11 protein-coding genes are annotated in these 12447 nt (G+C 71.6%); all 11 read left to right on the forward strand.

What is annotated here, in order from left to right; translation table 11 throughout:
- Nucleotides 1-150 precede the first annotated feature (150 nt).
- The 11 genes from ACFVAJ_RS05740 to ACFVAJ_RS05790 all read left to right on the forward strand — a co-directional run bounded on the left by ACFVAJ_RS05740 (nt 151) and on the right by ACFVAJ_RS05790 (nt 12428).
- Complete coding sequence (locus ACFVAJ_RS05740) at nt 151-1107, forward strand: ATP-binding cassette domain-containing protein (RefSeq protein WP_376941985.1); 957 nt, start codon at nt 151-153, stop codon at nt 1105-1107.
- The gene (locus ACFVAJ_RS05745) at nt 1104-2726 is read left to right on the forward strand and encodes an ABC transporter permease (protein WP_376941987.1); all 1623 of its coding nucleotides are present in this window, start codon (nt 1104-1106) and stop codon (nt 2724-2726) included. The genes ACFVAJ_RS05740 and ACFVAJ_RS05745 overlap by 4 nt, the downstream gene beginning before the upstream one ends.
- 27 nt (nt 2727-2753) lie before the next feature.
- Nucleotides 2754-3239 carry a GbsR/MarR family transcriptional regulator gene (locus tag ACFVAJ_RS05750; RefSeq protein WP_376941989.1) on the forward strand — a complete coding sequence of 162 codons (486 nt, stop codon included), beginning with the start codon at nt 2754-2756 and terminating at the stop codon, nt 3237-3239.
- A 76-nt stretch (nt 3240-3315) separates the two neighbouring features.
- Complete coding sequence (locus ACFVAJ_RS05755; RefSeq protein ID WP_376941991.1) at nt 3316-3669, forward strand: ArsR/SmtB family transcription factor; 354 nt, start codon at nt 3316-3318, stop codon at nt 3667-3669.
- Nucleotides 3666-4370, forward strand: coding sequence for a cation transporter (locus ACFVAJ_RS05760; RefSeq protein ID WP_376941993.1), 705 nt, complete (start codon nt 3666-3668; stop codon nt 4368-4370). Before ACFVAJ_RS05755 ends, ACFVAJ_RS05760 begins: the two co-directional genes overlap by 4 nt.
- Before the next feature lie 288 nt (nt 4371-4658).
- The gene (locus tag ACFVAJ_RS05765; RefSeq protein ID WP_022891167.1) at nt 4659-4748 is read left to right on the forward strand and encodes a potassium-transporting ATPase subunit F; all 90 of its coding nucleotides are present in this window, start codon (nt 4659-4661) and stop codon (nt 4746-4748) included.
- Nucleotides 4748-6421, forward strand: coding sequence for a potassium-transporting ATPase subunit KdpA (gene kdpA, locus ACFVAJ_RS05770; RefSeq protein WP_376941995.1), 1674 nt, complete (start codon nt 4748-4750; stop codon nt 6419-6421). The genes ACFVAJ_RS05765 and kdpA overlap by 1 nt, the downstream gene beginning before the upstream one ends.
- 3 nt (nt 6422-6424) lie before the next feature.
- The gene (kdpB, locus tag ACFVAJ_RS05775) at nt 6425-8614 is read left to right on the forward strand and encodes a potassium-transporting ATPase subunit KdpB (protein WP_376941997.1); all 2190 of its coding nucleotides are present in this window, start codon (nt 6425-6427) and stop codon (nt 8612-8614) included.
- A gap of 27 nt (nt 8615-8641) precedes the next feature.
- The gene (gene kdpC / locus ACFVAJ_RS05780; RefSeq protein ID WP_376941999.1) at nt 8642-9253 is read left to right on the forward strand and encodes a potassium-transporting ATPase subunit KdpC; all 612 of its coding nucleotides are present in this window, start codon (nt 8642-8644) and stop codon (nt 9251-9253) included.
- Between the two features lie 5 nt (nt 9254-9258).
- Nucleotides 9259-11742: an ATP-binding protein gene (locus ACFVAJ_RS05785; RefSeq protein WP_376942001.1), complete on the forward strand. Its 2484-nt coding sequence runs from the start codon at nt 9259-9261 to the stop codon at nt 11740-11742.
- On the forward strand, nt 11739-12428 hold the full coding sequence (locus ACFVAJ_RS05790; RefSeq protein ID WP_376942003.1) for a response regulator: 690 nt from the start codon (nt 11739-11741) through the stop codon (nt 12426-12428). The genes ACFVAJ_RS05785 and ACFVAJ_RS05790 overlap by 4 nt, the downstream gene beginning before the upstream one ends.
- Nucleotides 12429-12447 lie beyond the last annotated feature (19 nt).

Here is a 12447-nt window from a genome sequence, read left to right on the forward strand (position 1 = left end):
TGAGAAGCGGGCGGAATGGGGTGCGCCGTCCTGAGAAGCACCGGTCGCGGTAAGGGCGAGCGGGTGGGATGCCGCGGGGTGCCGTGAGGGTCCGTTAGGGATCTGTTAGGAAGATTCACAAATTTGTGAAATCGGCGTAGCATCGCGCTCATGACGACAGTGATCAGCGCCAGCGGCCTCGAGAAGCGATTCGGCCGCACCGTCGCGCTCGACGGCCTCGACCTCGAGGTCACCGCGGGCGAGGTGCACGGATTCCTCGGCCCGAACGGCGCAGGCAAGTCCACCACCATCCGCATCCTGCTCGGCCTCGCCCGCGCCTCAGGCGGCACCGCGACCCTCTTCGGGCAAGACCCGTGGAAGCATGCGGGCGAGCTCCACCGCCGCGTGGCCTACGTGCCCGGCGACGTCAGCCTCTGGCCGAACCTGACCGGCGGCGAGGCGATCGACCTCCTCGCACGCCTCCGCGGCGGCACGCGCGACAAGGGCGACTACACCGCCCGCAAGCAGCGCCTCCTCGACGCGTTCCAGTTCGACCCGCGCAAGAAGGGGCGTGCCTACTCGAAGGGCAACCGGCAGAAGGTCGCCCTCATCGCCGCGTTCGCGACCCCCGCCGAGCTGTACGTGCTCGACGAGCCCACGAGCGGTCTCGACCCCCTCATGGAGCAGGTCTTCAACCGCGAGATCGCCCGCGTCTCGGCCGAGGGCGCGACCGTGCTGCTCTCGAGCCATATCCTCTCCGAGGTCGAGGAGCTCTGCGACCGGGTGAGCATCATCCGCGCAGGGAAGACCGTCGAGTCGGGCACGCTCGCCGAACTCCGCCACCTCACACGCACCGAGATCGCGTTCGCGACCGACGGCATCGAACCGACCGCCCTCGCGGCCGAGATCGACGGCATCCCCGACGCCCACGACCTCATCATCGACCACGGCCGGGTCAGCTTCACCGTCGACAGCGACCGTGTGGCATCCGTGCTGCCCGACCTCGCCCGCCTCGACGTGCGCGGCCTCACCGTGTCGCCGCCCTCGCTCGAGGAGCTCTTCCTCCGCCACTACGGCGACGAGCTCACCGCCCGCGCTGCGGAGCCCATGGAGGGAGCTCGCGCATGAGCACCCTGGCCACGCTGCTCCGACAGCGGCTGCGCCGCGATCGCCTGCAGCTCGCGCTCTGGATCGTCGGCACCGCGCTGCTCGCCTACACCTCGGTCGCGGCCGTCGCCGACACCTACGGCGACGAGGCCGAGCGCAACCAGATCCTGCAGGTCGCGACCGCGAGCCGCACGATCCTCGTGTTCCGCGGCACCCCCAACGGCACCGACCTCGGCGCGTTCGTCTTCTTCGAGCTGTTCGCGTGGCTCGCGCTCATGGGCGGGCTCATGAGCACCTTCCTCGTGACGCGGCACACCCGCGCCGAAGAGGAGCAGTCCCGCGCCGAGCTCATCGCCGCAACCCCCGCCGGCCGCGTGAAGCCGACCGTCGCGACGCTCATCCACGGCGTGCTGGCCAACCTCGTGCTCGGCGTGCTCGTCGCGCTCGCCTTCATCGCCGGCGGCCTCGACGCCGAGGGCTCGTGGGTGACCGGCGCGGCGATGGCGGCGACCGGCATCGCGTTCGTCGCGATCGGGCTGTTCGCCGCGCAGCTGTTCCGCACCTCGCGCGGCGCGAACGGCGCCGGGGTCGCCGCGGTCGTCGGCGCCTACCTGCTGCGCGGCATCGGCGACGCCGCGGGCACGCCCTCCGACGACCTGCTGCACGTCACCCCGGCATGGCCGAGCTGGCTGTCGCCGATCGGCTGGGGGCAGGCCACGGGCGCCTTCGTCGAGAACTCGCTCGCCCCGCTCGCGCTCTCGCTCGGGGTCTCGGCGGTGCTCGTGACGATCGTGTTCGCGCTGCAGGCGGTGCGCGACCAGGGCGCGAGCCTCCTGCCGGGCCGCAACGGCCGCGCTTCGGCGAGCTGGGCGCTCTCGGGCTCGTTCGGGCTCGCCTGGCGGCTCAACGTCTCGACGCTCATCGCCTGGGCGATCGGCGCCGCGGTCGCCGGCATCACCGCGAGCTCGCTCTCGGGCCTCATCGACGAGCTCGCGGGCGACGCCCCGCAGGTCGTCGACACCCTGCAGGCCGCGCTCGGCGGCGGCGCGACCCTCGAGCAGGCGTTCATCGCGACGTTCTTCGGCATCATCGGGGTGCTCGCGGCGTGCTGCGCCGTGCAGGTGGCCATCCGCGCCCGGCAGGAGGAGGCGCACGGCACCGCCGAGCCGGTGCTGGCGACCGCCGTGCCGCGCGTGCGCTGGCTGCTCGAGTACTGGTTCGTCGGGGTCATCGTCATCGTGGTCGTGCTCGCCTCGGCCTGGCTCGCGGGCCTCGCCGGCACCACGGCATCCGACGCCCCCGACGACCTCGTGTCGCTCATCACGCAGGCCGCCCTCGCGCAGCTGCCCGTCGCCCTCGTCTTCCTCGGGGTGACCCTGCTCGTGTTCGCCTACCTCCCGCGCTGGACGATCGCCCTCGCGTGGGTGCTGCTCGGCGTCGCCGCGATCCTCGGCACCTTCGGGCCGCTCCTCGGCGCCCCCGACTGGATGCTCGACCTCTCGCCCTTCACGCACTCGCCGGTGCCCACGGGCGACGACACCGACTGGACGGGCGGCCTCTGGATGATCGGCATCGGGCTCGCGACCGCGGCGCTCGCCGTCGCATCCATGCGGCGACGTGAGCTGGCGGCGGGCGGCTGACCGGCCGCCGACTGGAAGAATCGGAAGATGGCACGCGATGAGCAGGCACTGAGCACGGCGGTCGAGCAATCGGCCGCCGTGCTCACGGCCGCCGGCTTCCCCAAGATGCCGGCGCGCGTGCTGATGGCGCTCCTCGTCGCCGACGAGGGCGGGCTCACCGCCGCCGAGCTCGGCGAGTCGCTCGGCGTGAGCGCCGCGGCGATCTCGGGCGCGGTGCGGTACCTGCGCACGCTCGGCATCATCCACCGGATGCCGCATCCCGGCAGTCGGCGCGAGCGTTGGGAGATCTTCGACGACGCCTGGTACACGGCCCTCGCGGGCAAGAACTCGGTCTACGGCACCTTCGCCGAGACGGCGGCGCAGGCGATCGACGCGCTCGGCGACCCCGACTCGGCCGGCACCCGGCGAACCAGCGAGATGGTCGCGTTCTTCCGCTTCATCGAGGGCAAGATGCCCGAGCTCCTCGCCGAGTGGGAGGCGCTGCGCGCCGGCGGCGCCACGATGGTCGAGTAGCCGGGGACCCTCCATCCCTCGGCCGCCGGTCCTCGACCGTGGTGTATTAATACAGCAGCCGCTGTACTGTTTTGCTGTGCTCACCTCCGCCTCCCGCCTCGACGTCATGAACCGCCTCGGTCGCGCCATGGCCGATCCCACCCGCTCGCGCATCCTGCTGACGCTGCTCGAGGGGCCCGCATACCCGGCCGGCCTCGCCGACTCGCTCGGGCTGACCCGGCAGAACGTCTCGAACCACCTCGCGTGCCTGCGCGACTGCGGCATCGTCGTCGCCGAGCCCGAAGGCCGGCAGAACCGCTACGAGATCGCGGACCCGCACCTGTCGGCGGCGCTCGAGCGGATCGTCAGCGTCACCCTCGCCGTGGACGAGTCGGCCGAGTGCATCGACCCGAGCTGTTCGGTTCCCGGCTGCTGCGAGGCATCCGCATGACCGCCTCGCTGACCGACGCGCGCCGAGCCGTCCTGCACCGCCGCATCCGCCTGATCGTCGGCATCACCATCGGGTACAACCTCATCGAGGCGGCCGTCTCGATCGCGGCCGGCGCCGCGGCCTCGTCGGCCGCACTCCTCGGCTTCGGGCTCGACTCGCTCGTCGAGGTGCTCTCGGCGGCGGCGGTCGCGTGGCAGTTCACCCGCAAGGAGCCGGAGCGATACGAGAAGCCGACGCTGCGGGTGATCGCCTACGCGTTCTTCGCCCTCGCCGCCTACGTCGGCGTCTCCGCCGTGCTCACGATCACGGGCATCCTGCCCGAGGCGGAGCACTCCACGCTCGGCCTCGTCATCACGGCGCTGAGCGTGATCATCATGCCGTTCCTGTCGCTCGCCGAGCGACGCACCGGCCGCGAGCTGGGCTCGGCGACCGCGGTCGCCGACAGCAAGCAGACGCTGATCTGCACCTACCTCTCGGCCGCCGTGCTCATCGGGCTCGTGCTGAACTCGCTCTTCGGGTGGGTCTGGGCCGATTCCATCGCCGCACTCGTCATCGCCGTCTTCGCCGTGCGCGAAGGCATCGAGGCCTGGCGGGGCGACACCTGCGCCACCCCGATCGGGATGCTCCTCGAAGAGGACGAGGACCACGGACACGCCCATCACGGGAATGACCACGAGCACGAGCACGAGCACGAGCGATGAACATCGGGTGATTCGGACGGCGCTCCTCACGCGGCGCCGACACCGCCGGCTCGCCCCATGAGCACGCTGTGAGGATCCCCGTGGCTCGGCGTTAGGGGTCCGTGAGGATCGGCGGCGAGGCATCCGCCCGGGTGTTGCATCGAAGACGCAGCGAGCCGCTGCCCGCCGCCGCGCCCGCGTCGACGGCCTCCGAATCCCTGGAGTCCCCGTGCTCGACCTCGTCTACGTCATCGGCATCATCGCCGTGTTCGTACTCGTCGGCCTCATCGCCAGGGGGGTCGAGAAGCTGTGATCTTCTTCGAACTCCTCGCCGCCGCGTTGGGCGTCGCCGCTGTGGTGTACCTCGTGTACGCGCTCGTCAAGCCCGAGCGGTTCTGATGGGCGTGTTCCTCGCCGTCGCACAGGCGGCCACTCTCGCCCTGATCCTCGCGCTGCTCTACCGCCCCCTCGGCGACTACATGGCGCGCCTCTACACGAGCGACCGCGACTGGAAGGTCGAGCGCGGCCTCTACCGCATGATCGGCATCGACCCGCGCGCCGAGCAGTCGTGGCCGGCCTACCTCCGCGGCGTGCTCGCGTTCTCGGTCGTCGGCCTCCTGTTCGTCTACGTCCTCCAGCGCGCGCAGGCGGTGCTGCCCTACTCGCTCGGCCTGCCGGCCGTGCCCGAGGGGCTGTCGTTCAACACCGCCGCCTCGTTCGTCGCCAACACGAACTGGCAGTCGTACTCGCCCGAGCTCACGATGGGCTACACGGTGCAGCTCGCCGGCCTCGCCGTGCAGAACTTCGTCTCGGCCGCCGTCGGCATCGCCGTGGCCATCACCCTCGTCCGCGGCTTCGCACGCCGCGGATCGGGCACGATCGGCAACTTCTGGGTCGACCTCTTCCGCGGTTCGTTCCGCCTGCTGCTTCCGCTCTCGGCGATCGGCGCGATCGTGCTCGTCATCGGCGGGGTCGTGCAGAACTTCAACGGCTTCACCGAGGTCACGACGCTCGCCGGCAACATGCAAGACCTCCCCGGCGGCCCGGTCGCCTCGCAGGAGGTGATCAAGCTGCTCGGCACCAACGGCGGCGGGTTCTTCAACGCGAACTCCGCCCACCCGTTCGAGAACCCGACCGCGTGGACGAGCCTCTTCCAGAACGTGCTCATGCTCGCGATCCCGTTCGCCCTCCCCCGCACCTTCGGCAAGATGGTCGGCTCGAACAAGCAGGGCTACGCGATCCTCGCCGTCATGGCCACGCTCTACGTGATCTCGCTCGTGGCGCTGAGCGCGCTCGAGGCCGGCGGCAACGGCACCGCGCCGGAGCTCGCGGGCGGCGCGCTCGAGGGCAAGGAGCAGCGGTTCGGCATCTTCGGCTCGGCCCTGTTCGGCACGACCTCGACCCTCACCTCCACGGGCGCGGTCAACTCGATGCACGACTCGTTCACCGCCCTCGGCGGCATGATGCCGATGCTCAACATGATGCTCGGCGAGGTCGCCCCCGGCGGCGTCGGCTCGGGCCTCTACGGCATGCTCGTGCTCGCGGTCATCGCGGTGTTCATCGCGGGCCTGCTCGTCGGCCGTACCCCCGAGTACCTCGGCAAGAAGATCGGGCCGCGCGAGATCAAGCTCGCGAGCCTCTACATCCTCGTGACGCCGACGCTCGTGCTCGCGGGCACCGCACTGAGCTTCGCGATCCCGGGGGTCCGCGAGGACGTCGAGGCGACCTCGATCTGGAACCCGGGCATCCACGGCATGAGCGAGGTGCTCTACGCGTTCACGAGCGCGTCGAACAACAACGGCTCGGCGTTCGCGGGCCTCACGGCGAACACCCCGTGGTTCAACACCGCGCTCGGTGTCGCGATGCTGCTCGGCCGGTTCATCCCGATCGTGCTCGTGCTCGCCCTCGCCGGCAGCCTCGCCGCGCAGGACAAGGTGCCCGCGACCGCCGGCACGCTGCCCACCCACCGGCCGCAGTTCGTCGGCCTCCTCGTGGGCGTCACGGTCATCGTGACCGCGCTCACCTACTTCCCCGTACTCACGCTGGGTCCCCTGGCTGAAGGGCTGAACTGATCCATGTCCACCATCACCACCCCGTCCGTCCCGGCGCCCGAGCCCGAGTCCGCCGAGCGCCATGCGCCCCGGCCGATGGGCGCCCCCTCGAAGCGCCCGGCCGGCGCCTTCGGCCCCGCGCAGATCATGCAGGCGCTCCCGGGCGCCTTCCGCAAGCTCGACCCGCGGCAGATGTGGCACAACCCCGTCATGTTCATCGTCGAGGTCGGCGCGGCGCTCACGACGGTGCTCGCGATCGCCGAACCGTTCCTCGGCGGCCCCGAGGCATCCGGGGGCACCGCCGTCCCGCCGAGCTTCACCTGGGCGATCGCGGTCTGGCTCTGGCTCACCGTGCTCTTCGCGAACCTCGCGGAGTCGGTGGCGGAGGGCCGCGGCAAGGCGCAGGCCGACACCCTGCGCCAGACCCGGACGTCGACGGTCGCGCACGTGGTCGCGCAGTACGACGAGGTCGCAGATGCCTTGGCGGAGCGCACCGCCCTCAGGGAGGTCGCTTCGTCCGAGCTCAAGCTCGGCGACCTCGTCGTCGTGACGGCCGGGGAACTCATTCCGGGCGACGGCGACATCGTCCAGGGCATCGCCTCGGTGGACGAGTCGGCGATCACCGGCGAGTCGGCCCCGGTCGTGCGCGAGTCGGGCGGCGACCGCTCGGCCGTCACCGGCGGCACGCGGGTGCTCTCCGACCGCATCGTCGTGCGCATCACGTCGAAGCCCGGCGAGACCTTCGTCGACCGCATGATCGCGCTCGTCGAGGGCGCGGCCAGGCAGAAGACGCCGAACGAGATCGCCCTGAACATCCTGCTCGCGAGCCTGTCGATCGTGTTCGTGGTGGTCGCACTGACGCTGAACCCCATCGCCTCGTACGCGGCGAGCCCGGCTTCGATCCCGGTGCTCATCGCGCTGCTCGTCTGCCTCATCCCCACCACGATCGGCGCGCTCCTCTCGGCAATCGGCATCGCGGGAATGGACCGGCTCGTGCAGCGCAACGTGCTCGCGATGTCGGGACGCGCGGTCGAGGCCGCCGGCGACGTCACGACCCTGCTGCTCGACAAGACCGGCACGATCACCTACGGCAACCGTCGCGCGAGCGAGTTCGTGCCGATGCCCGGCGTCCCGGCATCCGAGCTCGAGCGGGCCGCGGCCCTCTCCTCGCTCGCCGACCCGACCCCGGAGGGAGCCTCCATCGTCGAGTTGGCGGCGGAGCGCGGCATCCGCTTCGACACCGCACCCGCGGGCGAGGTCGTGCCGTTCACGGCGCAGACCCGCATGTCGGGGCTCGACCTCCCCGACGGCTCGAGCATCCGCAAGGGCGCCGGCTCGGCGGTCATCGCCTGGGTCGAGGCGTCCGCGCGGATCCCCTCGTCGACGCTCGACGAGCTCGCGCAGCGCGTCGAGGCGATCTCGACGGGCGGCGGCACGCCGCTCGTCGTCGCGTCGAAGGACGCCGCCGGCGAGGCCCGGCTGCTCGGCGTCGTCCACCTGAAGGACATCGTCAAGGACGGCCTCACCGAGCGGTTCGCCGAGCTCCGCGAGATGGGCATCCGCACCGTGATGATCACGGGCGACAACCCGCTGACGGCGAAGGCCATCGCGGCCGAGGCCGGCGTCGACGACTACCTCGCCGAGGCCACGCCCGAAGACAAGATGGCGCTCATCAAGCGCGAGCAGGCGGGCGGCAACCTCGTCGCCATGACGGGCGACGGCACGAACGACGCGCCCGCGCTCGCGCAGGCCGACGTGGGCGTCGCGATGAACACGGGCACCTCGGCCGCGAAGGAGGCCGGCAACATGGTCGACCTCGACAGCGACCCGACGAAGCTCATCGAGATCGTGCGCATCGGCAAGCAGCTGCTCATCACGCGCGGCGCGCTCACGACGTTCTCGATCGCGAACGACATCGCGAAGTACTTCGCGATCATCCCGGCGATGTTCGCCGGCATCTTCCCGGGGCTCGCGGTGCTGAACATCATGCAGCTGCACTCGCCGGCCTCGGCGATCCTGTCGGCGATCATCTTCAACGCGATCGTGATCGTGTTCCTCATCCCCCTCGCGCTGCGCGGGGTGAAGTACAAGGCCGGCAGCGCCTCCGCCATCCTCAGCCGCAACCTGCTGGTCTACGGCCTCGGCGGCATCATCGCCCCCTTCATCGGCATCAAGCTGATCGACCTCGTCGTCAGCCTCATCCCCGGGTTCTAGGCCCGGACGCGAAAGGACACCACACACATGAGTACGACACGCACGGCGGTACGCACCCACTGGGTCGCGATCCGCGCGATGCTCGTCTTCACCCTCGTGCTCGGCGTCGCCTACACGCTCGTCGTCACCGGCATCGGCCAGCTCGTGCTGCCCGCCCAGGCGAACGGCTCGGTCGCCCGCGACGCCTCCGGCGAGGTCGTGGGCTCGGCGCTCGTCGGCCAGTCGTTCGCAGACGCCGACGGCGACCCGCTGCCCGAGTGGTTCCAGCCCCGCCCGTCGGCCGCCGGCGACGGCTACGACGGCGGCGCCTCGAGCGGCAGCAACCTCGGGCCCGAGAACGCCGACCTCATCGCGGCGATCGAGGAGCGGAAGGCGCAGGTCGCCGAGTTCAACGGCGTCGCCGAAGCGGATGTCCCGGCCGACGCGGTCACCGCGTCGGCCTCGGGACTCGACCCGCACATCAGCCCCGAGTACGCGCTGCTGCAGGCGGCGCGGGTCGCGAGCGAGCGCGGTCTCCCCGAATCCGAGGTCGTCGAGCTCGTGGAGTCTAGGATTCAGGCACGGGATCTCGGGTACCTGGGCGAACCGACCGTGAACGTGCTGCAGCTGAATCTCGCCCTCGCAGAGCTGGAAGGCTAGCCACGATGCGGAAGGGGCGGCTTCGGGTCCTGCTCGGCGCCGCCCCCGGCGTCGGCAAGACCTACACGATGCTCGAAGAGGGCAAGCGGCTCGTCGGCGAGGGGCGCGATGTCGTCGTCGGGTTCGTCGAGACGCACGGGCGGCGGGCGACCGCGTCGATGACGCTCGGCCTCGAGATCGTGCCGCGCCGCACCGTCGTGCACCGCGGGATGACCATCGAGGAGATGGACCTCGAGGCAGTGCTCGCTCGCAAGCCCGAGATCGCCCTCGTCGACGAGCTCGCGCACACGAACGCGCCCGGCTCCCGGCACGCGAAGCGCTGGCAGGACGTCGAGGAGCTGCTCGCGGCCGGCATCGACGTCATCTCCACCGTCAACACGCAGCACATCGAGTCGCTCGGCGACGTGGTGCTGCAGATCACCGGTGCCGAGCAGCGCGAGACGATCCCCGACCGAGTGCTGCGCGCCGCCGACCAGATCGAGGTCGTCGACCTCGCCCCGCAGGCGCTGCGCGACCGGCTGGCGGGCGGTCTCGTCTACCCCGCCGAGCGCATCGACGCCGCGCTCTCCAACTACTTCCGCCTCGGCAACCTCACCGCGCTGCGCGAACTCGCGCTGCTCTGGCTCGCCGACGAGGTCGACCAGGCACTCAAGAAGTACCGCGCCGAGCACGGCATCGACCGCAAGTGGGAGGCCCGCGAGCGCGTCGTCGTCGCGCTCACGGGCGGGCCCGAGGGCGAGACCCTGCTGCGCCGCGGCGCCCGCATCGCCGCCCGTGCCTCGGGGGGCGAGCTCATCGCGGTGCACGTCACGAATCCCGACGGCATGCGGGCGAGGCATCCCGGCGCACTCGACGCCCAGCGCACCCTCGTCGAGCAGCTCGGCGGCACCTTCCACCAGGTCGTCGGCGAGGACGTGCCCCGTGCGCTCGTCGAGTTCGCGAGGTCGGCGGATGCCACGCAGCTGGTCATCGGCGTCAGCCGGAGGTCCCGGCTCGCCGCGGCCTTCTCGGGCCCCGGCATCGGCGCGACCGTGATCCGCGAGTCGGGCGACATCGACGTGCACATCGTGACGCACGCGGCGGCGGGCTCCGGGTTCTCGCTGCCCCGGCCGGGCGGCGCGCTGAGTCGCAAGCGCCTCGTCTGGGCGTTCGTCCTGGCGCTCGTCGCCGGCCCGGCGCTCAGCTGGGTGCTGACGCGGTTCCACACCGAGACGTCGATCACCAGCGACGTGCTCGCCTACCAACTGCTCGTCATCGTCGTGACGCTCATCGGCGGCATCTGGCCGGGCCTGTTCGCGGCGGTGCTGTCGGGCCTCACCCTCAACTACCTCTTCGTCGAACCGCTCTACACGCTCACGATCGCCGACGCCCGCCAGCTGCTCGCGCTCGTCTTCTACGTGGCGAACGCGCTGCTCGTGGCCTACGTCGTCGACCAGGCCGCTCGCCGCAATCGCGAGGCCCGGCGTGCGGCCGCCGAGTCGCAGCTGCTCGCGACGCTCGCCGGCAGCGTGCTGCGCGGCGAGGACGCACTGCAGGCCATGGTGACCCGCACCCGCGAGGCGTTCGGGCTCACCGGGGTGCGACTCCTCGTCGACGGCGAGACCCGGGTCGCCGACGGCGAACCGGCGCGCGACGACCGCGTGACCGAGGTGCCGATCGGTGCGCGCGGCGTGCTCGAGCTGCACGGGGCCGACCTCGAGGCATCCGAACGCCGCCTGCTGCAGGTGATCGCGACCCAGCTCGACCAGGCCATCGAGCACGGCGCCCTCGCGCGGGCGGCCGAGGCGGCGGCCGGCCTCGCCGAGACCGACCGGGTGCGTTCGGCCCTGCTCGCCGCCGTCGGCCACGACCTGCGTCGCCCGCTCACCTCGGCGTCGGCCGCCGTGAGCGCGCTGCGATCCCCCGAGCTCGAGCTGCCCGCCGCCCAGCGCGAAGAGCTCCTCGCCACCGCCGCCGAGAGCCTCGACTCGCTCGCCGAACTCGTCACCAACCTGCTCGACGTGAGCCGCGTGCAGGCCGGCGCGCTCGCGGTCACGCTCGCCCCGACCGAGGTCGCCGACGTCGTGTTCCCCGCCCTCGACGAGCTCGGCCTCGGACCCGGCGCGGTCGAGCTCGACCTCGCCGACGAGCTGCAACCGGTGCTCGCCGACGCGGTGCTGCTGCAGCGGGTCGTGGTGAACCTGCTCGCGAACGCGGTGCGACACACGCCCGAGGGCGAGCGCGTGCGGTTCTCGGCGTCGGCGTTCCAGGGCCGCGTCGAGCTGCGCGTCGTCGACCGCGGGCCGGGCATCCCGGTCGAGCGGCGCGACGAGGTGTTCACGCCGTTCCAACGGCTCGGCGACACCGACAACGACACGGGACTCGGCCTGGGGCTCGCCCTGTCGAAGGGCTTCGTCGAGGGGATGGACGGCACACTGGAGGTCGACGACACCCCCGGTGGCGGCCTCACCATGGTCGTCACCCTGCCGGCCGCCGAGGAGGCGCGATGAAGATCCTGCTCGCCGACGACGACGGCCAGCTGCAGCGTGCGATGCGCATCACGCTCAGCGCGCGCGGCTACGAGGTGGTGTCGGCCCACGACGGCGCCGAGGCCATCGACCTCGCGGCGAGCGCGCACCCCGACCTCGTGCTGCTCGACCTCGGCATGCCGAAGGTCGACGGCCTCGACGTGATCCGGGCGGTCCGCGCATGGTCGAGCGTGCCGATCCTCGTGCTCTCGGGTCGCACCGACTCGGCCGAGAAGGTCGAGGCGCTCGACGCCGGTGCCGACGACTACGTCACGAAACCCTTCGCGATGGACGAGCTGCTCGCCCGCATCCGCGCACGCTCACGTCGCCCGGCGGGAGATGACGACACCGCGGCCGTGCACCGCATCGGGGAGCTCGAGGTCGACCTCGCCGCGAAGACGATCCGCCCCGCGGGCGACGACGGGCACGGGGCATCCGTTCGCCTGACCCCGACCGAGTGGCGTCTGCTCGAGCTCTTCCTCAAGCACCCGGGGCGCCTGCTCACCCGCGAGATGCTGCTCGGAGAGGTGTGGGGCCCGTTCCATGCGAACGACGCGGGCTACCTGCGCCTCTACGTCGCCCAGCTGCGACGCAAGCTCGAGCCGGTGCCCGCAGAGCCCCGCCACTTCCTCAACGAACCGGGCATGGGCTACCGCTTCGAGCCGTGACCGGGCTCGTGGCAGGGGC

This window comes from Agromyces sp. NPDC057679, from assembly GCF_042799635.1.
In the GTDB taxonomy this organism is placed as follows: domain Bacteria; phylum Actinomycetota; class Actinomycetes; order Actinomycetales; family Microbacteriaceae; genus Agromyces.